Annotated in this window: 21 protein-coding genes and 1 riboswitch; of the genes, 3 read left to right on the top strand and 18 right to left on the bottom strand. The window is 55.8% G+C overall.

Annotated features, from left to right (window positions below):
- Positions 1–5: 5 nt before the first annotated feature.
- From VN24_RS21350 to VN24_RS21325, 6 genes are all read right to left on the bottom strand, one after another.
- The gene (locus VN24_RS21350; protein WP_045672080.1) at positions 6–1,028 is read right to left on the bottom strand and encodes an ABC transporter substrate-binding protein; all 1,023 of its coding nucleotides are present in this window, start codon (positions 1,026–1,028) and stop codon (positions 6–8) included.
- A gap of 284 nt (positions 1,029–1,312) precedes the next feature.
- Positions 1,313–1,564: riboswitch (cobalamin riboswitch) on the bottom strand.
- A gap of 85 nt (positions 1,565–1,649) precedes the next feature.
- The gene (locus VN24_RS21345) at positions 1,650–3,902 is read right to left on the bottom strand and encodes a heavy metal translocating P-type ATPase (RefSeq protein ID WP_052703072.1); all 2,253 of its coding nucleotides are present in this window, start codon (positions 3,900–3,902) and stop codon (positions 1,650–1,652) included.
- A 408-nt stretch (positions 3,903–4,310) separates the two neighbouring features.
- A complete protein-coding gene (locus tag VN24_RS21340) occupies positions 4,311–4,622 on the bottom strand; it encodes a rhodanese-like domain-containing protein (RefSeq protein ID WP_045672079.1) in 312 nt (103 codons plus the stop codon).
- Complete coding sequence (locus tag VN24_RS21335) at positions 4,622–5,008, bottom strand: DnaJ family domain-containing protein (RefSeq protein WP_045672078.1); 387 nt, start codon at positions 5,006–5,008, stop codon at positions 4,622–4,624. Before VN24_RS21335 ends, VN24_RS21340 begins: the two co-directional genes overlap by 1 nt.
- A gap of 285 nt (positions 5,009–5,293) precedes the next feature.
- Positions 5,294–5,605: a YbjQ family protein gene (locus tag VN24_RS21330; protein WP_045672077.1), complete on the bottom strand. Its 312-nt coding sequence runs from the start codon at positions 5,603–5,605 to the stop codon at positions 5,294–5,296.
- Positions 5,606–5,758: 153 nt separating this feature from the next.
- On the bottom strand, positions 5,759–6,094 hold the full coding sequence (locus tag VN24_RS21325) for a DUF3889 domain-containing protein (protein ID WP_052703071.1): 336 nt from the start codon (positions 6,092–6,094) through the stop codon (positions 5,759–5,761).
- Positions 6,095–6,227: 133 nt separating this feature from the next.
- On the opposite strand from VN24_RS21325, the gene hisC reads away from it, so the two are divergent.
- Positions 6,228–7,313 carry a histidinol-phosphate transaminase gene (hisC, locus tag VN24_RS21320; protein ID WP_045672076.1) on the top strand — a complete coding sequence of 362 codons (1,086 nt, stop codon included), beginning with the start codon at positions 6,228–6,230 and terminating at the stop codon, positions 7,311–7,313.
- Between the two features lie 87 nt (positions 7,314–7,400).
- The gene (locus tag VN24_RS21315; RefSeq protein ID WP_045672075.1) at positions 7,401–7,760 is read left to right on the top strand and encodes a hypothetical protein; all 360 of its coding nucleotides are present in this window, start codon (positions 7,401–7,403) and stop codon (positions 7,758–7,760) included.
- A gap of 4 nt (positions 7,761–7,764) precedes the next feature.
- On the opposite strand, the gene VN24_RS21310 is transcribed toward VN24_RS21315, so the two are convergent.
- The 4 genes from VN24_RS21310 to VN24_RS21290 form a co-directional block, all read right to left on the bottom strand.
- Entirely contained in the window at positions 7,765–8,742 is a 978-nt protein-coding gene (locus tag VN24_RS21310; RefSeq protein ID WP_045672074.1) for a DUF4184 family protein, read from the bottom strand.
- Between the two features lie 114 nt (positions 8,743–8,856).
- Positions 8,857–9,408 carry a signal peptidase I gene (gene lepB, locus VN24_RS21305; protein ID WP_045672073.1) on the bottom strand — a complete coding sequence of 184 codons (552 nt, stop codon included), beginning with the start codon at positions 9,406–9,408 and terminating at the stop codon, positions 8,857–8,859.
- Between the two features lie 638 nt (positions 9,409–10,046).
- Positions 10,047–11,876, bottom strand: a complete 1,830-nt coding sequence (locus VN24_RS26545) for an ATP-binding cassette domain-containing protein (protein WP_052703070.1) — start codon at positions 11,874–11,876, stop codon at positions 10,047–10,049.
- A complete protein-coding gene (locus tag VN24_RS21290) occupies positions 11,869–12,735 on the bottom strand; it encodes an energy-coupling factor ABC transporter ATP-binding protein (RefSeq protein ID WP_045672070.1) in 867 nt (288 codons plus the stop codon). Before VN24_RS21290 ends, VN24_RS26545 begins: the two co-directional genes overlap by 8 nt.
- A gap of 125 nt (positions 12,736–12,860) precedes the next feature.
- On the opposite strand from VN24_RS21290, the gene VN24_RS21285 reads away from it, so the two are divergent.
- Positions 12,861–13,472 (top strand): biotin transporter BioY, encoded by a 612-nt coding sequence (locus VN24_RS21285; RefSeq protein WP_045672069.1) that lies wholly within the window; start codon positions 12,861–12,863, stop codon positions 13,470–13,472.
- 130 nt (positions 13,473–13,602) lie between these two features.
- On the opposite strand, the gene VN24_RS21280 is transcribed toward VN24_RS21285, so the two are convergent.
- From VN24_RS21280 to rny, 8 genes are all read right to left on the bottom strand, one after another.
- Complete coding sequence (locus tag VN24_RS21280) at positions 13,603–14,766, bottom strand: iron-containing alcohol dehydrogenase (protein ID WP_045672068.1); 1,164 nt, start codon at positions 14,764–14,766, stop codon at positions 13,603–13,605.
- Between the two features lie 144 nt (positions 14,767–14,910).
- Positions 14,911–15,414, bottom strand: a complete 504-nt coding sequence (locus tag VN24_RS21275; RefSeq protein WP_045672067.1) for a YlbF/YmcA family competence regulator — start codon at positions 15,412–15,414, stop codon at positions 14,911–14,913.
- 39 nt (positions 15,415–15,453) lie between these two features.
- Entirely contained in the window at positions 15,454–17,046 is a 1,593-nt protein-coding gene (gene miaB / locus VN24_RS21270) for a tRNA (N6-isopentenyl adenosine(37)-C2)-methylthiotransferase MiaB (RefSeq protein WP_420798582.1), read from the bottom strand.
- A gap of 229 nt (positions 17,047–17,275) precedes the next feature.
- A complete protein-coding gene (pduL, locus tag VN24_RS21265) occupies positions 17,276–17,848 on the bottom strand; it encodes a phosphate propanoyltransferase (protein WP_045672066.1) in 573 nt (190 codons plus the stop codon).
- 107 nt (positions 17,849–17,955) lie between these two features.
- Complete coding sequence (locus VN24_RS21260; RefSeq protein ID WP_045672065.1) at positions 17,956–18,918, bottom strand: dipeptidase; 963 nt, start codon at positions 18,916–18,918, stop codon at positions 17,956–17,958.
- Between the two features lie 236 nt (positions 18,919–19,154).
- The gene (locus VN24_RS21255) at positions 19,155–19,415 is read right to left on the bottom strand and encodes a stage V sporulation protein S (protein ID WP_045672064.1); all 261 of its coding nucleotides are present in this window, start codon (positions 19,413–19,415) and stop codon (positions 19,155–19,157) included.
- A 126-nt stretch (positions 19,416–19,541) separates the two neighbouring features.
- Complete coding sequence (locus tag VN24_RS21250) at positions 19,542–20,336, bottom strand: TIGR00282 family metallophosphoesterase (protein WP_193790080.1); 795 nt, start codon at positions 20,334–20,336, stop codon at positions 19,542–19,544.
- 112 nt (positions 20,337–20,448) lie between these two features.
- Positions 20,449–21,999, bottom strand: coding sequence for a ribonuclease Y (gene rny, locus VN24_RS21245; protein WP_045672062.1), 1,551 nt, complete (start codon positions 21,997–21,999; stop codon positions 20,449–20,451).
- Positions 22,000–22,161 lie beyond the last annotated feature (162 nt).

Below are 22,161 nucleotides of genomic sequence, written 5' to 3'. Positions count from 1 at the left end.
CCATTTTATTTCACAAGGTCGGGATGAATCGCCTTTGCCAGATCGAGAAGCCCGTCCGCGAGGCGGGGACCGACACGGACAAGCGGATCCATCGGCACTTCCGCGAAGCGGTTGTTCTTCACCGCGTCGATAACCGACCAGCCCGCACGGCTCTTAATGCCGGGCAAAATCGGGTTACCGTCCAATTTCGGATATACGATCAGCTCCGGATTGGCCTTGACGATTTGTTCGGAGTTGACTTCGAACCAGCCGCTTTGGTCGCCGGCCACATTCGTACCGCCCGCCAGCGTCACCAGTTCATCCATAAACTCGCCTTTGCCGACCGTCCAGCCCGGCGAAAACTCCAGGTACACTTTTGTCTTCGGAGCGTCTTTCACCGCGTCCGTGACCTGCTGCTTCACATCTTTCATATGCTGCTGCACTTGTCCGGACTGCTCCTGTTTGTTCATGATGAGACCGAGCTGGCCGATTTTGTCAACCGTTTCATCGTACGTTTTCGGTGCGGACGCGTACACTTTAATGTTCAGCTGGCGCAGCTTTTCTATCGCTTCCGCATTCATCGTCGAAGAGGCGACAACGAGGTCGGGATTAAGCGCGGTGACGGCTTCCACATTCGTCTTCAAATCGCCGATTTTCGTTTTTTTGCTTGCCTCCTCGGGATAGTTGCTGTATTCGTCGACGCCAACGACTTCATCGCCCGCTCCGATCGCGAATAACGTTTCCGTTTCGCTCGGCACGAGCGATACGACGCGCTCCGGAGCTTTGTCAAACGTAATCTCCGTTCCCGATGCATCCTTGACCGTCAGCGGATACGCGGTCGTCTTGGCGTCCGCCGAATTGCCGGTTGCCGCTCCCGTACTTGGTTCCTCTGACGCGGCCGATTGGCTCGCACCGTTTGCAGGCGCCCCGTTCGTGGAGGCTCCGCTGCCGCTTTCGCCGCCGCTGCCGCATGCGGCGAGAAGCAGCATTACTGCTGCGATCATGATGGCAACCGATAATTTGAAGGATTTCATTGCTTGTTGTTTCATTTCTTCCAACACCCCTGTCTTTAATTTAAAACTTGAAGCAGAAACTTTTGAGCGCTGTCTTCATCTCCAACAGCGGTCAAAAGTTTCGCTGTGAAAATATTAAGGAAGGATCAGCATGAAACGTTATCCTTTCTTATATTTAAAAAAAGCACCTCCGAACGTGTCGGAAGTGCTTCCTGTCTACAGGAACAAAAGGTTTGCTTGTCCGGCGGCAACCATATCAAAATACAGGTTCCCTCAAAGCAAGCAGCCTCTCTCCGACACCACCCTAAATCCTCGTAGGTTACAGCGTCCTGAAACAGGCAGGTTTCCTGGCTTCAAGCTGCTGCCGTGCATGTCTTCCCGGAGTATGAAGCTCCAGTGACAGCATCTGTGCGCGGCATGTTCCGAAGATACGGCATGCTTAAAGACTGCCGAAGGCGGAACGCTTGTTACAGTGGCGGGTCCGTGCCGGAATTTCACCGGACTTCCCTTTTAACCGCTGCGGGCGAAAGCTACTGCTCCCGCGCTGCGGCACCTGTTTCCATGTTTATGAAAAAGATTCGTAGTAACTATACCATCCCTTCCCCGGCTTGTCTATCCTTATCCGCAAAGCTTGCGCCGCGCGTGCCCGCTGCCGCATCATTCTGCCGAATTCTCCTTCAGCTTGCGGTCAATCAAGCGGCCGAGCCGCAGCGCGTTGCAGACGACCGACAGCGAGCTGAGCGCCATCGCGCCTCCGGCCATCCACGGCTGAAGCAGGCCGCAGACCGCCAGCGGCACGATCATCATATTGTACAACAGCGCAAAGGCCAGATTTTGCCGGATATTGCGAAGCGTTAGGCGGCTGATCGCGATTGCCTGGCAAATGCCGGTCAAGCGCGGCCGCAGCAGCGTCAGATGACCCGCCTCCAATGCCGCCCGGGCTCCGCTTCCGAGCGCGAAGCCGACATCGGCGGCAGCCAGCGCAGGGGCGTCGTTCCAGCCGTCGCCGGCCATTGCCGTGACGCGTCCCTCCCGCTTCAGCGATTCCACCAGCGCAAACTTCCGCTCCGGCGTCATCGACGCATGCACGGACCCGATTCCGGCCGTTTCCGCCGCAGCCAGCGCCGGCGCCTTGTGGTCGCCGGTCGCAAGATGTACGTCAAGTCCCGCCTTTCGGAGCCAAGCTACCGCCCGTTCCGACGAGTCTTTTACTTTATCCGAAAACGCGAATGCGCCGAGGCATCTGCCGTCAGCGGCGACATAAAGCACCGTTGCGCCGGCATCCTCGTGCTTCCGTGCGAATAACTGCAGCGCCTCCAATCCGGTCCACTGCTGATCTTCCATAAATTTGGCGCTGCCAATGCCGATCTGCCGGCCCTCCACTTGAGCGGTGATCCCATATCCGGGCAGCTCGCGGATGCCGGTCGAGGAAGGTGGAACGAGTCCGCGGCTTGCTGCCGCATCGACAATCGCCTTCGCGAACGGATGCGGCGAAGCGGACTCCGCAGCCGCGGCCAAGCGCAGCAAAGCCGTCTCGCTTACCGCCAGCGGCTTCACAGCGCTCAGATTTGGCTTTCCTTCGGTCAAGGTGCCCGTCTTGTCCAGTACGAGTGTGTCGAGATGCGCCAGCCTCTCCAGCGCCCCCGCGTCCTTGACGACGATCCCCCGGCGCGCGAGCCTCCCGGAAGCGATGACCAGTGAGATCGGAGCGGCAAGGCCAAGCGCGCACGGGCAAGCGGCCAGCAGTACGGCCAGCGAACGGAGCAGGGCGCGGTCCGTCTCGCCGGGGGCAAACCAGAGCCAGTTTCCGGCAAACGTCAACACCGACAACGTAAGCATAGCGGGAACAAAAATTACGGATATTCGGTCCACCCGGCGCTGAACCGTCGATTTGGACGCTTGCGCCCGCTTCAGCAGCCCATGGATACGATCGAGCATCGTACCCGCCTGGACCGCTTCCGTACGGATGCGAAGCGTGCCGCCAATAAGCACGGTACCGGCCCATACTTCTGCTCCGGTCCGCTTCCGGACCGGACGGCTCTCGCCGGTCAGCAACGATTCGTCGGCCTCGGCCTCTCCTTCCAGCACGACGCCGTCGACCGGAATTTTGGCGCCCGCTTCCGCCATTACGTGATCCCCGACCCGCACCTCGGCAAGCGGGACGCTGCGCCTGGAGCCCGCGCGGACGATTACCGCTTCCTTGCTGCGCAGCCCGCCGTAGCCTTCGGTTTCGCGCAAGGCGCGCGCAGCGATGCGGGATTCCATATATTTGCCAAGAAGGAGCGCGGTAATAACGACAGCCGGCGTTTCGAAATAGACGGCAGGATGGCTCCCTGACGTCAAACGAAAGCCGCCGGATTCGCGAATAAAAGCAAAGACCATGTAATGACTGTATAAATAGGCGGCGGTAGTGCCGACCGCGACGAGCACATCCATATTGGCGGTCCGCTCGCGGAGAGCATTCCAAGCGCCGATATAAAATGGCATTCCGATACCGAACTGGATGACGGACGCAATTGCCAGCTGAAACCACAGATTGCGAAAAAGCGGCGGCATAGGAAGCAGGCCAAGCAGCGGCACATGGTCCGCCATCGACCAGAGCAGCGGCAAGCTGAATAAAGCGGAGACGATGAGCCGCATTTGCAGACGGGCAGCCTCATCGAAAGATACGCCGGCACCTTCGGTGCCGACCGCCCGAAAGCCCAGCTGTCCGATCCTCTCCACGATCCGGGCAGGCTGCTGCAACAGCGGGTCAAAGCGAATCCAAGCCATTCTGGAGGCGTAGCTGACGGAAACTTGGCGGACGCCGTCCATTTTTCCTAGCGCCCGTTCAATGCGAGCCGCGCACGCGGTGCAGCTCATCCCTTCGATTCGATAATCGAGCGATACGTCCCCGGCCTTATTGCTCACGTTCTCCCCCCGCTTTCCATATCGGCGTGTTGTCCCCTCCTCCACTATATGGCAGGCCGGAGAGTTCCATGAATGGCCGGGATAAGGATTGCCAATGAAAAAACTGGGATGTCGGCTAAAGCAGGGTTTTAGCGGATCACGTATAGCTCATACGATTTATAAACAAAAGAACCGGTCAAGGCGCTGCCCTTAAACGGTTCTTTTGCTTTGATGTCTACGTCCTGCTTCGTATGCAGCTTGTGAACAGGGGGAAAAATGCCCGATCTCAAGACTCACTTTCGGCAAGCCCCGAAGCAGGAACCGACAAGATCCTCGGAGAGGAACCAACGGAAACCCCGAGCAGGAAACAAGTAAATCCCGGCGAGGAAACGGCGCAAGCACTGAGAGGAAATGACGGATCCTGCTTTGTTATTCCCCGGTTGTGACCGGACCGTCCCAGGCCAGCATGCCGCCCAGCACGTTCACGACGGAGTAACCTTGAGCCGCGAGAAAAGCGCATGCCTTTCCGCTTCGGTTTCCGCTTCTGCATATGAGAACGAGCGGCTGAGTCTGTCCCTTCAGTTCATCGAGCCGCTCCTGCAGCTCGGACAGTGGAAGAAACTTCGCTTCCTTAATGTGGCCCTCGTTCCACTCTTCCTGTTCCCTGACATCGATCAGGTTGAGCGGCTCGCCTTCTTCCAGCTTTGTCCGCAGCTGTTCGGTCGTCATTTCGCTGTTCATCAAGTTTGTTCCCCTTCCAATTTCGTCTTGATTCGATGCTCGTACTGCAAAACCGCTTCATTGTTCACCCAGTCTCTGCTTTCACCAAGCTTGCGCAGCTGCAGCCGGCGTACAGACAGCGATCGTTCCAGCTCGGAACGCCTTCTTTCGTCATCTCTGCAGTGGTCGAGCAAATCCTGCAGCGTCGAAATTTCCTTTTTCAGCCGCTGCGCCTCCGGCAGCAGCTCCGCCCGCTTCATCATCAAGTATCCTACGCGCAGCTCCTCCGGAATATGCGATAAATCTTCCAAATCGAGCGGCTTGCCGGCGCCTGAAAGACGGTCAAACTCCCCGCGCTCCATCGCTTCCTTGATTTTCTGTTCCGCCAAAATCGAGAACAGGTCCATTTGCCGCACCTCCAGACGATTCGCAATTTACGATCCAGAAAACAAATCCAACCATTTGCCTAGTTGAATTGTACCTTCCGCCAGCCGCCGCGTCCAGAGCGGAAGCTTCCGGAACAGATGCGCAACTTACAATCTCGCCATTCCGCAATAAGCCGGCGAAACGGTGCAAAGTGAGCAGGGTCATCGAAAAAAAAAGCCGTTTTCCGAAACGGAAACGGCCGCTTGCTTGCTATGCCAGACTGCTTATAACTAAAGGATTAAATAACTGCCGGAAACGCCTCGATTTTAAATCCGTACTGCCGTACCGCTGACGGCCACCATCAGCATTCCTTCGCGGACCACTTCGTAATCGATGTCGATGCCGACAATCGCATTGGCCCCGATCCGGGAGGCCTGCTGCTTCATTTCTTCAATCGCCACATCGCGCGCTTCTTTCAGCTTGCTTTCGTATGCGCCCGAACGGCCCCCCACGATATCCGTAATCGATGCGAAAAAATCTCTGACAACGTTGGCGCCCATAATCGCTTCGCCGGTCACGACTCCTGAATATTCCAAAATGTCCCGTCCTTGAATCGTCGATGTTGTTGTTAGCAGCAATGAAATAACCCCTCTCACAATTTGATGTCCATTTCAGCATACAGGAAAATGGTTCCAGTTACAAAACGAATATCGTTTGTCACGCTCCTTATTACGTACAGAAAAAGGAAACTGTTTCAAAAAGTTTCTCTTCTGCCAATGCAGCAACCCGTTTCAAGAAGTGCCGGACTCCCAGCGGATGGACACAAGCCGGTTTGTCGAGGGTACAATCGTCATATGCACGGTTACGCCGAATTCCCGGTTTTCCTTTCGCAGCCACAGCCTGAACCGTTCCTCGGCCATATCATCCGGCAGCGGAAATCGGCCGTCGTAGCGGTAATCGACGACTTCGGCGCCATATTTGGCGATCGTTTCCTTAACGGCGATTCGTCCAAAGCGGGCATAGGAAGGTTCGGCGGATGAAATCGACGGTACAGCCCAAAGCGCCGGAACAGCCCAAATCAGCAAAACCGCCGCCAGCAGCGGAAAAATCATGATGTTCTTTTTCATCTAATTGGCCTTTCTCCCTTCATTTGTACGGTTCCCTTAGTATGGCCGCAGAAGTCTTCCGCTACCCGGTTCCCGTTTTGACGTATTTTCCGCTATAATGGCAGTAACGGTAATATGAAGGGAGCTTACGATTTTGAGCCGATACTGGAGTGAACTGGCCGCTTCTCTCGTGCCTTACGTGCCGGGCGAGCAGCCGAAAGACAAAAAGTACATCAAGCTGAACACAAATGAAAATCCTTACCCGCCATCCCCCGCAGTACTGGAAGCGCTGCGCGGCGCAGCAGGCGGCGATTTGCGGCTTTATCCCGATCCAAGCAGCACCGCCCTCACGGAAACGATTGCCGAATATTACAGACTGCCGCCTGCAAGCGTATTTGTCGGCAACGGTTCGGATGAAATTTTGGCATTCGCATTCGCGGCACTGTTCCGCACATCGGAGCCAGTTTATTACCCTGACATTACGTACAGTTTCTACCCGGTTTATGCGTCGCTGTACGGACTCGAATCGGTAAAAGTGCCGTTGACCGACGATTTCGATGTGCCGATCGAATCGTTTTACAACGTGGACGGCGGCATCATCATTCCGAATCCGAATGCGCCGACTTCCAAGTACGTGGCGCTTGAAGGCATCCGCTCCATTCTCGAGCATAATCCGGACCGCGTCGTCGTTGTGGACGAAGCCTACATTGATTTCGGCGGCGAATCCGCCGTCAAATTGATCCACGATTTTCCGAATCTGCTTGTCGTCCAAACGTTGTCGAAATCCCGTTCCCTTGCCGGGCTGCGGGTCGGCTTCGCGCTCGGTCATCCCGACTTGATCGATGGGCTGAACCGGGTCAAAAATTCATTCAACTCTTACACGATCGACCGTTTGGCGTCGGCCGGCGCAGTAGCGGCGCTGAAGGACGAAATTTATTTCCAGCAATGCTGCCGCAACGTGATCGCCACCCGCGAGCGGATAGCCGGACAGCTGCGCGAGCTCGGGTTTGACGTTCCGGAGTCCAAAGCCAACTTCCTGTTCATCGCCCATCCGGACAAGCCGGCCGAAGAGCTGTTCCGCAAGCTGCGCGACAAAGGTATTCTGGTGCGGTACTTCAACAAGCCCCGGATCGACAACCGGCTGCGCGTCAGCATCGGAACCGATGAGGAGATGGACGCTTTCGTTGCTGCGCTGCGTGAATTGACTGTTGCCGCGGCGGCAGGCAAAGATTCGAATTAACACATCGGACAGCATGTGCATGTACATGTACATTTGTGACCAATTAATACCTTTATGAAACATAAGTGCGGCAGCGGGAACAAAGCTTTGCAGGAAGCTTCGTATCCGCTGCCGTTTTTGCGCCCGAAATGCGCAGGTTATAACAGAAAGGACGTACCTGAAGATATGACTACACCAAATCGGCGGCCCGTTTTTTGCGCGATCCTCTGGTCGCTGCTTTTTGCACTTATGAGTTTCTATTGGGCTGGCGGCGGAGAACAACATTTCGTGCAGCTGGTTTGGTTAACAGGGGCCGTTAAGCTTCTTCATATGATCCAAGTATTGAACTTATCTATCGGTCATTACGCAGCGTGGTGGCGCTTTTTGTTTTGGGAACCGTTTTGGATGCTGGGAGGATTATTGTATATGTTATCCGGTCTGAATTTTGCAAGAAGATTGAAAAATTGACCGGTCATACAAATCTGCCCCGGATTTTCCACGGCCATCCGGCTCCCTCTGCCGCCCGGCGGGATATGATCCAGACGGCTGCCGACCATGTCCAGATGAAAGCGATCCACAGCACCAATTGCGGAATGCTGCTGTCGACGATCATGCCCGCGGCGGCACGAGCCGCCTTGAACACCGCCATGATCGCCAAAAGCGCCAGCAAAGCAGACATCCGCTGCATGCCCGCTCCCCGGAGGGAACCGGAATGAAAAAGAGATGCGGCATACCAGCCAAACAGCAGCGCGGAACTGGAAGATACGAGCAGCATCACATTGTCGGCTGGATATGGCGTCAGCTTCATTTTTAATGTAAACAGCATCGCTGCGGACAACAGCAGCATAAAGCGCGGACCGAATTTGCGGCCGTATGGAGAACGCCGCAGCGGCCTTACAACCTGCGGCTCGTTTTTGCGCCATTTCAGCCAGTCCTTGTAGAGCCATCTGAGCGGAATCGCAAGTCCGACCAGTGACAAAAAGTACTGCAGCCACGAGTATCCTTTAATACCGGCAACAGTACGCCTTAATCCGGGAAATTCATTCACAAGCCAGCCGCCCGTATGGGACATGCCGTCCAAAAATAGATGATCGAGGTATCCGATGAAGAGCGAGATCAAAAAGACGAACCAACCCGTCACGCCTTCCGGTTTCCAGCGTCCCCCAAGCCGCTGGGCGGCATACCGGTCCAATCCTCCTGCCGACGGCAGCAGCCTTGGAACGACCGGTTTCATTACATTGTGAAAGGCGTACGCGATGGAAATGGAGAGCGGCAGACCAAGCAGCAAAAAACCGGGGATGGAATGTCCGATCGTTTTGAAAGTATCCATTGCCATGAAGTATTCCATGTCCGGAATCATGCTTCCGAGCGCGAGACCGGTGAAGCTGAAAGACGGAACCGTTTTGCGCAGCACGACCGCGTATACCGGATGGGATAAGGTGAATGGCAAAGTAATTCCTCCTTTCGATAGATGAGCAGCAGTTCCATATTCAAAATCCTGCTGGTTCAGCGTTATGGTTAAACGTTGACCTTAGGAAACGGACAATGCATTCGGACGCGCCTCTTAGCGGACAGGTCCGATCCGGTTCGGCGGCCACAGCCTGAATATCACTTTGCCCTCCAGGCTGGAGAAGCGTATTGGCCCGAGCTCGCGGCTGTCCTGGCTGTTCTCGCGGTTGTCCCCCATCACAAAGACGGTGCCTTCCGGGACGGTAAAAGGCAGCTTCAGCCCTTCCGGGAACGTTTCCCCTTTTGTATACGTTTCCTCGCTTAGACGGCCGTTAATGTAAACATGGCCATTTTTCATATCCAGATTATCTCCGGGCAAGCCAATAACCCGTTTGACCAGCCTGAGCTCGCTTTCCGGCCCTTTTATGATGACGATATCCCCCCGCTCCGGATTGGAGAAACGGTACGATAATTTATCTTCCACTAGCCGCTGGCCTTCCACGAGTGTTTTTTGCATCGAAACGTTATGTACCTCCGTCTGGGCGAAGGCGTAATTGCGGATAAGCATCGAAACCGCCACCGCGATTACGATCGCTGCGGTCCATTCGCGTATTTCGCGGAACAGGCTGCGCTTAGGCTCTTTTTTAGGCGAGGATGGATTGTTCAACTTCGTTGCTGCCCCTTTCACGCCGACTGTGCTCAAGCAGCCGGAACGTATATTTTCTGGAAAAATTCACATTTACAATGTTAACGATAAAAAGGCGGATAAAGTTTTGCGGCCTTATTCGAGCTGCTGTCCTCGATGTTCCGTGTTTATAACCATGAACGGCTCGAGCACGGCAGAAGGAACCCGGATGAAGCAAGCAAAGCCGCTCTGACGCCTGGATCGCCGGGACTAGAGAGAAGCTGTCCGGTTCCGTTTAGCAGGAGCTGGTACTTTTTTTTACATGGAAAGTTTTATCGGTATGTAAATAGTTGGCCGGACGATACCGCTTGAAAACATGAAAAAGCCGCGTCCTCGATTGACGCGGCACAAGTCGAACGATCCTGAAAACCGTTACCATTACAGATTGTTCTTGGATGCTAACGGAAGCAGTGGACGTTATTCAGCTCATGTTGTTTGATTTGAACATCTAACGGAAGTATTGGACCTTATTTCTGTTTTTCGGTCTGAACATACACCTTTTTAAAGAGATTAAGAGCTATCAGTTCCGTTAGATATCCAAATGAGCTCATAAATGCAAAATAAGAGCGATGTGTTCCGTTAGATCATCGGAAGGTTTCGGAGCGATCTACTTGTGTTCGTTATAACGTTCCGCTTCGCGCGGCCAAAAATAAGCAGATAAAAAGAACAAGCGCCGCCATCACCAGAATGGCATCTGCACGCGTGAAGCGAAGGCGCGTTCCGGGGGCCGCCCCCTCGTCGCGGGAACCGAAACCGCGCGCCTCCAGCGCGTCCGCCACACCGTCCGCGAGCCGCAGCAGCGACAGCAGGAACGGGATGAGCACCGCCTTCAGCATCGCGGGCGGCACGGAGCCCGGACGCGAGTTTGTTTTGCCGCGCGCGCAGGCAATGCGGGCAAAACGGTGCCATTCCGCGGCAAGCAGCGGAATAAAGCGGAACACGAGCGCAACCGTAAGCGCGATGGAATGAACGGGAACGCGAAGCCGGCGCGTCCATGCCAGCGACTGCTCGATCGCCTGCTGCAGCCTAAGCGGCGTCGTCAGCCCAAGCAGCGGCAAGCCGAGCAGCATAACGAGAAGCAGCTTCCCGAGCCGCAGCAGCGTAAGTGAAGCGGCGGCTGTGTCGAACCCCGGCGGCTGCAGCCGGATGCCTGCCAGCGCCGTCATAATGAAGATTAAGAGCGCGTAAGCCTTAACCGCCCCCGCGTAGGGACGAAGATATCGGCGCAGCGGCCACAGAAGCGCGGCCGTCAGCGCCGATGCGACAGCCGCTCCGGCCCACCCGCGCTGCTGCAGCACTGCCGCAGCAAGCAGCATATATGCAGCGAGCAGCGCCCGCGGATCAAACAGGCGGGCTTCGAAGCGACCGGCTGCCTCGAACCGCTTCGAGGCAGCTGAATGAGCGCCGGCGGCTGCGACCGGCGCGCCGGAAGTGCCTTCTGCACAGGCAGCTCCTTCTGTTCTGGTGGCTCCTTCTGTTCTGGAGGCGCCGGCGGTGCCGGCAGACCGCAGCATGGCGGGCGGCTCGTTTGCAGCCGGTTGGATCGCGGCGCCAGAGGCCGCATCGTTTCTCGCAGTCGGCGCGTTGGCATGCGCCTCGCGCCCTCGGCCCAGCTGCGCTGCCAGCTCCGCCGCAAGCGCTCGCGGCGGCAGCCACGGCGCGCCGCCCTCCGGCTGCGGCGGCGCAAAGCCGGCTGCGGCCAGCTCCGCTGCCGTGCGCAGCGCCTGCGGCGCCGCGGGGCCCGCTTCGCGGGCGAGCGACCGCGCATACGCCGCGGCCGGCACCGCTTCGCGGACGGTGCCGCCGTCCATGACGACGACGTCGTCCGCGAGCGGCAGCAGCGCGTCGAGGTCGTGCGTCACCACGACCGCTCCGCGCCCCTCCCGCCTATGCGCCTCCAAAATGGCGCACAGGCGGCGAATGCCTTCGGCGTCCAGCCCCGCCGTCGGCTCGTCCAGCAGCAGCCAATGCGGGCGGCATGCGAGCAGGCACGCAAGCGCCAGCCGCCGCTGCTGCCCGCCGCTGAGCGTCCAGGGGTCGCGCTGCAGCAGCTCCGGACCAAGCCCCGTCCGCTCCAGCGCTTCCCGGATGCGCTGCTCCCGCTCGGGCTCCGCCAGCCGGTAAGGCTTCATCGAATAATCGAGCTCGCGCCGGGCGCTGCCGGTAAACCACTGCGACTCGGCATGCTGCGGCGCGATGCCGAGCGCAAGCAGCACGCTGCGATTCAGCTTGCGCCTGCCGGACCAAAGCGACTCACCGCCCAGCTCCACGGCTCCGCTCGCCGGCTGCCGCAATCCGGCAAGCGACTCCAGCAGCGTCGTTTTGCCGGAACCGTTTGCTCCGACGAGCAGCGTAATCCGCCCGTCCCGAAAAAAGGCGTTAACGGCGCGATTCGCCATTCCACTCCCTGCGGCAACAATAAGCTCCGATACCTTCCAGTCCTTACCCATAGCGGTCCACTTCCGAGGCCAAATCTTCCGGCGTAAGCGGCATGTCCGCGAACGTTATGCCGAGCCGCTGCAGCTCCCAGGCGGTCTCCACGACATAAGGCGGGTGCAGCCCCGTCCGCTCGCACGGGCTTCCACCCTCTAGTCCTTGATGAAAGTCCTCCCCTATTGCCGGACGGGCAAAAAAACGTTCCGCAAGGCCGTCATACACGATCCGTCCGTTATCGACGGCGAGCAGCCTGTCGCCGCGCCGCAGCTCCTCCAGCTTCTGCGTCACCCACAGCACCGTCACCCCTTCTCCGTTCAACCGCCGCAGCGCCTGCAGCACAAGCGCGGACGAATCCGGATCAAGCATCGAGGTCGCCTCGTCCAATATAAGCATCGGCGCTCCGGACGCAAGACAGCCGGCCGCAGCGGTCAGCTGTTTCTGGCCGCCGGACAGCTCGGCGAACGGGCGGTGCATGCAGCTCTCCAGTCCGAGCCGCGTGAGCGCAGCGACCGCCGCTTTCTCGATCTGACCGCATGTCATGCCAAGATGCTCCAGCGTAAGCGACACATCCTCCCACGGCGTGGAGCCGATCAGCGCCTCCTCCGGACGCTGCAGCACAAGCGGCAGCGCGGCCCCTTGAAAGCGGCCGTCGAAGCGGCGCCGAACGACGCCTTCGACCCGGAATCTTCCGAATCCGGCAATGACGCGGGCAAGCGTGCTTTTACCGCTGCCGTTCCGGCCCGTCACGTTGATCCATTCCCCCGCGTATATCGCCAGACCGATACCGCGTACAATCGCCCCGCCGCCTGCAGCGGCCGGAAGTTCCGGCGGATAAACATCGACCCGCTCCATTAAAACCATCCATGAAGGCATCAAAACTTTTCCCCCAAACCCTCTTCCCAAAATCGATTTCCGTATGTTAGAATGCAGAATGTTAACCGAAAACATATCATATAGGTTAACATATCAAGATGTTACATAAAAGGAGTCGGTTTAACATGTCATCCCGTATCCAAATTCGCAGACTGGTGTTCATCGCCTTGTTTGCTGCCTTATTTATTTTGCTCAGCGCAATCAAGCTCAATGTCGGCATTACACCGGTTCCGTTCACGCTGCAGACGCTCGGCGTCGTGCTGGCGGGCGTCTTCCTCGGCGGACGTGACGGCTTCCTCAGCATTGCGCTCGTACTGGCGCTGACGGCAACCGGTCTTCCGCTGCTGCACGGCCAGGGCGGGTGGTCGCTCATCGTTGGACCAACCGGCGGGTTTCTGTGGATATTCCCCTTTTGCGCGCTGCTCACCGGTTACGTATCCGTCCGTCTGCTGCGCAGCCGTCTCGCGGAGAACCGCGTGCTTTCGTTCATCGTGTTATTTATCGTGATGGAACTGTTCGGATCGTTTCTGGCTTACGTCGGCGGTATTCCGTGGCTGATGCATGTGACAGGGCTTTCCTTTGCGAAAGCGATGACTGCCGGATGCTATCCGTATCTTCCCGGCGATGCCGTGAAAAATGTCGTCGCCGCCGCTGCGGCGGTCGCTCTCCGCAATTATTTGCCGAGCCTGCACCGCGATTCCGCCCCTTATAACGGCGCCGCCGGAAGCTCTTATTAAAAACGTCTGCCCACAAACAGACCACCAATTGAAACGCATTGCCATAACAAAGATGACCGCCTCCAAGTGAAGGGCGGTCATCTTTGTTTTGCCGTTCTACGTGCTTCCCGCAAATATCCTTCCGGCCGGGTTACAGCGACATCCGGTAAATGTTCATGACATCTTCCATCGTCAAAGCGCGGAAATTGCCGCGGGTGCCGCCTCCGACCACCTTGTCCGCCATTTCCTCAAGCCGGCTGTCGTCGATCTCGTAGTTGGCCAATCGGGACGGGGCGCCAATCGACGTCCAGAACCGGCGCAGCTCCTGAATCCCCTCTTCGGCGATTTCACGGTCGCTGCGGCCGTCTTCCTTCACTCCGAACACGTTGACCGCGAACTGGCGGAACCGCGCCACGTTGTCGTCCAGCACATAATTCATCCAGTTCGGGAACAAAATCGCCAGTCCGCCGCCGTGCGGAATATCGTAAACCGCCGATACGGCGTGCTCCATGTCGTGGTTGGCCCAGTCGCCCACAATGCCCATCGAGAGCACATTATTGAGCGCCATCGTGCCGCAGTACAGAATCGTTTCACGGTATTCCACGTTTTCCAGATCCTGCACCAGCTTCGGAGCGGTTTCGATAACGGCGCGCAAAATCGATTCGCAAAAGCCGTCCTGAACCGGAGTATTGGCATCATGGTGAAAATACTGCTCGAACACGTGCGACATTATATCCGCAATCCCGTATACGGTATGTTCCTTCGGCGCGGTTGCCGTAAATACGGGGTCCAAAATCGAAAAATGAGGGTATACGAGCGGGCTCCCCCATCCGTGCTTTTCCAGCGTCTCCTCATTTGTAATGACGGAACCGCCGTTCATTTCCGAACCGGTAGCGGCAAGCGTCAGCACCGTTCCGATCGGAAGCGCCGCTTCCACCGGCGCCTTCTTGGTCACGATATCCCAGAAGCTGCCGTCATATTTGGCTGCAGCGGCGATCGCCTTCCCGCAATCGAGCGTGCTGCCACCGCCTACCGCCAGCACCCACTCGATTCCGCTGCGCCGGCACAGCTCCGCGCCCTTCATGACGGTGGTCAGACGCGGATTCGGCTCGACGCCCGCCAGTTCGGTCACGGTACAGCCGGCAAGCTCCAGCTGCTCCAGCACTTGATCATAAAGGCCGCTGCGCTTGATGCTGCCTCCGCCGTAGACGAGCAGCACCGACTTGCCGAGCTTAACGGCTTCCGTTTTCAACTGCTTCAGCTGATCGCGTCCAAAATGCAATTTTGTCGGGTTATGAAACGTAAAAGCTCTCATTAGGATCGTACCATCCTCTCTTACCGGTTATGTATTCATGAAGGCAGGCCCCGCCCTTGCGGGGGAAGAAAAAAGCTCATCCAGCAACGGACAAGCTTTTTTCTACAGACGTTACAGTACGCATTACTTTGTGCTGCCGTCCGTTTAATCGCAGTTTTCGGGCGCGTCCTCCGGAGCGTCGTCCAGCGTTATTTTTTCGGCAACCGTATCGCGGATGACGGAGACGACCATCTGCAGCAAATAATTAATATCGGATTGGCTTTGCTGGAATTCGGTAATAATCGGAATTCCGTCGAGCTCATCCTGCAGATTCTCCATTTCGCTCTCGATCTTTTTGACCATCGCCGCATTTTTGAACGTCTGCTCGAAGGCGACCGCTTCCTTCTGCTTTTTCTTAATTTGACTGATGAGCGTCTGAATCCGGTCGTTTCCTTGAATCTGCTTTTCGGCGCGGCGGAACTGCTGCACTTCTTCGGATGTGTAGATCAGATTCGCCAGCTCTTTCGCTTTCGCCATAATATCGCTGCGCACGAGCAAATCGCGCGTATCGTAAACCGGAATGGAAGCTCCCGGCTCCTGTCCATGTTCATGATCGTGCTTGCCGGACGTATCGGAATCTTGCTTCGCTGCCGCTTGCCGCTCTGCCATAAGACGATTCCTCCTCTGTAGTATCTTGCCGGAAAACCGTCAGGAGACGGCTCCCTGCAAAGAAATTTTTTCCAGCGGTTCCGCTTTAATGTACCATGTCTGCGCTTCGGTTACGCGCACCATCGCAAACTGGCCGATCCACTCTTTCGGCGCTTCAACATGAACGAGCTTGTTGCTGCGCGTCCGGCCCGAAAGCACATTCGTGTTGTTTTTGCTTTCGCCTTCCAGGAGCACTTCGACGATCTGGCCCTTCATCCGCTCGTTGCTTTCGCGCGACAACTTGGCCATCAGGTCATTCAGGCGCTTCAGCCGCTCTTTCTTCACTTCGGCCGGAACGTTATCCTCCATGCCTGCGGCCGGCGTTCCTTCGCGCGGCGAGTAAATAAACGTGTAAGCGGAATCGAAGCCGACTTCTTCCACGAGCGAGAGCGTGTCCTGGAACTGCTCCTCCGTCTCGCCCGGGAAGCCGACGATAATATCGGTCGTCAGCATCGCGTTCGGGATGGCCTTTTTGATTTTGGCCGCCAATTCCAGAAACGTTTCGCGCGAATATTTGCGGCTCATCCGCTTCAGCACTTCCGTGCTGCCCGATTGGACCGGCAGATGGATATGTTCCACCAGATTGCCGCCGCCGGCCAGCACTTCGATCAGATGGTCGTCGAAATCGCGCGGATGGCTCGTCGTAAAGCGGATGCGCGGGATGTCGATCTTGGACATGTCCGCCATCAGATCGCCGAATCGGTAATCAAGATCTTCGAAATCTTTGCCGTAGGCGTTCACGTTTTGCCCAAGCAGCGTCACTTCTCGGAATCCTTGGCGCGCCAGCTCGCGCACCTCGGCGATGACGTCTTCCGGACGACGGCTGCGCTCCTTGCCGCGCGTATACGGCACGATGCAGTACGTGCAGAACTTATCGCAGCCGTACATAATATTGACCCAAGCCCGCATCCCTTCGCGCTTCTTGGGCATATTTTCGATAATGTCGCCTTCCTTCGACCACACCTCGACGACCATTTCTTTGCTGAACATCGCATTTTGCAGCAGATGCGGCAGACGGTGGATGTTGTGCGTGCCGAAGATGACGTCGACAAACGAATGCTTTTGCAAAATACGCGATACGACCGATTCTTCCTGCGACATGCAGCCGCAAACACCTAAGATCAGCTCCGGTTTCTCCGTCTTCAGCGTCTTCAGATGGCCAAGCTCGCCGAACACTTTATCTTCCGCGTTCTCGCGGATCGCGCACGTGTTAAGCAAAATCACATCGGCCTGACGGCGGTCTTCCGTCGATGTGTACCCCATCGCCTCGAACATGCCGCGCATCACTTCCGTGTCGTGCTCGTTCATTTGGCAGCCGTACGTTGTGATCGAATAATATTTGCCTGCGCCGAAGGTGCGCATTTCTTCCGGAATGGCAAAGTCGTAATGAACCTCGATCTCTTCCTTGCCTCTTCGTTTCTCATCCTTATAGGACGGAACAGCATTTATCGTAATGTCTCTTCCTTTAAGGCGGTAAGTCGTCTTGCCTTCCTCTTCCTTGATGACTTTCGCACCGGAAAAATCGAAATATTTGGAGTAGTCCTTGCCGCCCTGGACGATTGCCTTGTCCTTCGAGCTAATCTCCTTGGTCAAAACGGATTCACTTCCTTCTATGTTGAATGGTTCCTTATTTGTATCGTCCAATATCGTATTATATCATCTAAACTCTTCTATATCCATCTGGAAGAAAAAGCGTATTCTCCAAATCAAACCATTAACAAGTGCGTGCTGCACGTGCGAAAAACAGAAAAACGCGAAGCCGCAGCGTGCGGGTTCGCGTTTGCAGGGCCGGCGCAAGGCGGCGGCTGTCTGTTCATTATGATTAGCCGATAATTTCAGCGGTATCGCCGGTTTTGGCTCCAACCGCATTCGCTTCATCCGTATCGATATGCATGTCCAGCGCGAAATCAGGCGATACGCGTGCGATGACGTTTTCGAATACGACGCCGCGTTCGCCGCCAAAACGGACGCTAAGCTTCTGCTTGTCGCGGATTTCCCATTTCTCGGCATCGGACGTATGGAAATGGATATGACGCGCCGCAACGATCACGCCCTCATCGATCGTCACTTCGCCGGCCGGACCTTTGATCGTAATGCCGGCGGACCCTTTAATATCGCCGGATTCCCGCAAGGGAGGATTGATTCCGAGCGCAAACGCGTCGGTACGGGAAACTTCCAACTGGGTCGCTTTGCGCGCCGGTCCGAGAATGCGGACTTTCGGGAACGTCCCTTTCGGTCCGACGACGGCAACCGTCTCGCCCGCGGCGAACTGGCCCGGCTGGGAGAGCGGCTTCATTTCCGTTAATCCCGCACCCGGTCCGAACAGCGCTTCAACATGAGCTGCGGATAGATGAATATGACGTGCTGACACGCCGACTGGCACATTTTTAGACATGTAGTTCTCTCCTTATTGTCGCTTGATCTCTTCGTATATTACTATCTCTTACCATTGGAGTCAAAAAAGGCATGCAGCCTCTATCGACCGAATGCCTTTTCCTTCGTTCAATCCGGCAAATTTTGATCCAAATAACGGAGCGCATTTTCCGACATGAAGCCTCGAACCTGCTCTTCTTTATAGTGCTGAAGAAGCTGTTCGGTTAATCTCCATACTTCACCGGGGTGGGCAAGACCGGCAACATGACGGTCTATGCCGTCGAAGTCCGATCCGAGCATCACGTGCTTCTCCCCGCCCAAGCTGCATACATGGTCTACATGCCGAACGACCCCGGAAACCGACGCTTCCCCTTCGCTGGTTACAAACCAGGGAACATATGTAATGCCGATTCTTCCGTCCATCGCCACTAGTGTCCGGATTTGATCGTCGGTCAAATTGCGCGGATGCGGACATAATTTCCGGCTGTTGGAATGGGAAGCGATTAGGGGACGGTTCGTTAATTCGACAACCTCCCAAAACCCTTGATCCGTCAAGTGCGAGACATCAAGCATCATACCCAACTCATTGCAATTCCGGACAAGCTGACGCCCTTTCCCCGTCAGGCCGCCGCCCCTCGGCTCCATCACCCCGTCGGCTGCCCAGTTGGCATGGTTCCATGTCAGACCAAGCGCGCGCACGCCGAGATAATACAATATTCGAAGTGCTATAAAATCCCCCTGCAGCCCGTCGACGCCTTCCAGCGACAGCATGGCGCCGGTCTTGCCGTTCTGGAGCGCTTCCCGCAGCTGGCAGCGGGTACGGACAAAAGCGATGCCGGGCAGCGCCTCAATGCGGCGCATGAACAAATCGACGCTTTGCAAAATCGGCGTCATCGTTTTGCCCATTCGTTCCGGAATATAGATCGCAAACATTTGAAACAGGCTGCCGCTCGCGCGCAAACGTTCCCATGTGACGTCAAGCTCTTTCGCACCTTCTTCACGCGGCCCGTCTTCGGCAAACCGCAGCTTGTCATTCTCCAGCAGCTTGGACAGCACATCGCAGTGAAAATCAACAACGCCAAATCGGTTCATCGTCCACCTCTTCCAACTTTGCTTCGGCAACGGTCAACAAGCTTCAATCCTTGCAGCGGTAAAAGTTCACAACTATAAGCGGCAATCGGTCTCTATCAGTTTATGCCGTCCACGATAAGCGTCATGCCCAGCGCTCCTCATGTAAAAGGAAGTAACAAGCTGCCGGACGCAAAAAAACCTGTCCAGCGTTTAGACAGGTTTTATCTATAAATACGGAATCGTTACCCATGAGCTCTCTACCTCGGTTCTACGATCAGCTTGATTGCGGTTCGGTTTTCCCCGTCGATGACAATGTCCGTGAAAGCCGGAATACAAATGAGATCCACTCCGCTTGGGGCGACAAAGCCTCTTGCGATAGCCACCGCCTTGATCGCTTGGTTCAAAGCACCAGCCCCGATTGCCTGCAGTTCGGCCGCACCGCGTTCCCGTAAAACGCCCGCCAATGCGCCTGCTACGGAATTTGGATTAGACTTTGCTGAAACTTTTAAGACTTCCATGGAAAGTACCTCCTCGGGAATGATGTTTGGTGTTATTCCATACTATTCGAGAGAGGAGAAAAAATTCCTGCTTGCTGGACAGCAGTTTCCAAACTGTTCGAAATAATCGGACAATTATCGCATCCGCTACATCATGGCCCAATCGGTTTCAGACATCCTAATTTTTTCCATTCTTTTCGCTTTCCCCGTCGCGTCGTCGAGATCGAAGAAGACGCCGTGCACATTCCAATCCCCTTCATCGACGACAAACCGCGACGGCAGACCGGTAAGAAACCGGTGCATGACCGCGCCGCGCTCCATGCCGAGGATGCCCTCCATCGAGCCGGTCATCCCGACATCGGTCAAATAAGCGGTCCCTTCCGGCAAAATGCGGTCGTCGTTCGTCTGGACATGGGTATGCGTTCCGACGACGATCGAAGCGCGTCCGTCCAAATACCAGCCCATCGCGATTTTTTCCGACGTCGCTTCGGCATGGAAGTCGACGAGCACGTGCTTCGTCTCGGTTAGCAGCCGGTCCAATTCTTCGTCCGCTTTCCGGAACGGGCAGTCGAGCGGCGGTAAAAATGTTCGTCCCTGCAAATTCAAAATGCCGAGCTTCTTCCCGTTCGCTTTAATGACCGTCGAGCCCCTTCCCGGAGTGCCCGGAGGAAAGTTGGCGGGACGGACAATGCGTCCTTCATCCTCGATCCATTCGAAAATATCTTTATTGTCCCACGTATGGTTGCCCATCGTAATGCCGTGAACGCCCCAGTCGAAAAATTCTCTGGCGATTGCGGCGGTGATGCCTCGGCCGGCGGCCGCATTTTCTCCGTTCACGATAATAATATCCGGATAATATTTGGTTTTTAGCGCAGGCAGCACCTTTCGCAGCGCTCCGCGTCCGACATTGCCGACAATGTCCCCGATAAACAATACTTTCATCCGTTTCATCCCTGCCTTCAAAGACGTGAAAAGTGGCTGACGGGCAGCCACTTTAGTTGGCGTATGCAACATGCGGCCAAGCGGCATGTTGCATACGCAAATATTCGTTTGTTTATTTGGCGTATTCCACCGCGCGCGTTTCGCGAATCACCGTGACTTTAATATGTCCCGGATAATCGAGTTCGCCCTCGATCTTCTTCGTAATATCGCGTGCAAGACGGAACGCCTCGGTATCGTCGATTTTCTCGGGCTGTACCATGACGCGTACTTCGCGTCCAGCCTGAATGGCGTACGACTTCTCGACGCCTTCGAACGATTCGGAAATTTCTTCGAGCTTCTCCAGACGCTTGATATACGTCTCCAGTGTCTCGCGCCGCGCTCCCGGACGTGCCGCAGAAAGCGCGTCAGCCGCTCCGACCAGCATGGCGATGACCGAAGTCGCCTCGCAATCGCCGTGATGGGAAGCAATACTGTTGATGACAACAGGATGCTCCTTGTACTTCTTCGCCAGCTCTACGCCGATTTCGACGTGCGAGCCTTCCACTTCGTGGTCCAGCGCCTTGCCGATGTCGTGCATCAGTCCCGCTCGCTTCGCCAGGGTAACGTCTTCGCCCAGCTCCGCGGCCATCAAACCGGTCAAATAAGCCACTTCCATCGAGTGCTTCAGCACGTTTTGTCCATAGCTGGTCCGGTATTTCAGGCGGCCCAAAATTTTGATCAGATCCGGGTGAAGTCCGTGTACGCCGACTTCGAAAGTGGCTTGCTCCCCGTATTCGCGAATACGTTCGTCCACTTCCCGACGGGACTTCTCCACCATTTCTTCGATCCGGGCCGGATGAATTCGCCCGTCCGCAACAAGCTTTTCCAGAGAAGTACGTGCGATCTCGCGGCGAATCGGGTCGAAACCGGACAAAATGACCGCTTCCGGTGTATCGTCGATGATGAGATCGATACCGGTCAAAGTTTCCAAAGCGCGAATATTGCGGCCTTCGCGTCCGATAATACGCCCTTTCATTTCTTCGTTTGGCAGCGATACAACAGAAACGGTCGTTTCCGCCACATGATCGGCCGCACAACGTTGAATTGCCAGCGAGATAATGTCGCGCGCTTTCTTGTCCGCTTCTTCCTTCGCCTGCAGCTCAATTTCTTTAATCATCTGCGCAGTCTCATGACGGACTTCCTGTTCGACATTGGCGAAAATAATGCCTTTGGCATCCTCCGTCGTCAGGCCGGAAATACGTTCAAGCTCGCTTTGCTGCTGTCTGTAAATGGAATCGATCTGCTCTTGAGTTTCTTCGATTCGTTTCTCCTTGTTGGCTACCTGTTCTTCTTTGCGTTCTAGTGCTTCTAGTTTTTTATCCAGCGACTCCTCTTTTTGCAGCAGTCGTCTTTCGAGACGTTGACTTTCGTTTCGTCTCTCACGAATGTCTTTTTCCGCTTCAGAACGGAGTTTGTGTACTTCGTCCTTGGCTTCCAGGACCGTTTCTTTCTTTAGCGCTTCCGCTTCCTTCTTCGCACTTTCGACGATTTGGACGGCGGCCTGCTCAGCGCTTGAAATTTTGGCCTCGGCAATCGACTTTCGAATAAAGTAACCAATCCCAAAGAAAACCGCGCCAACAACGAGAACGATCAAGATCCATAAGATCCATAATCCAGGTGTCATCTTGTTCACCTCCTCGTTGCATTCACCAAGGCAAACGCTTGATATTCAGTTGCTTTAAGCCGGTTTCCATACCGTTTAACGATCAATATTCGGCTAAAAATAAATCGTTTCGTCTCAATTTTTGGAAGGAAAATTGATTCGAAGGAAAGGAATACACACATA

Source organism: Paenibacillus beijingensis (assembly GCF_000961095.1).
Classification (GTDB): Bacteria; Bacillota; Bacilli; order Paenibacillales; family Paenibacillaceae; genus Paenibacillus_O; species Paenibacillus_O beijingensis.
The sequence above is the reverse complement of the archived record's forward strand: the minus strand, read 5'-3'. Positions and strand labels throughout refer to the sequence as shown.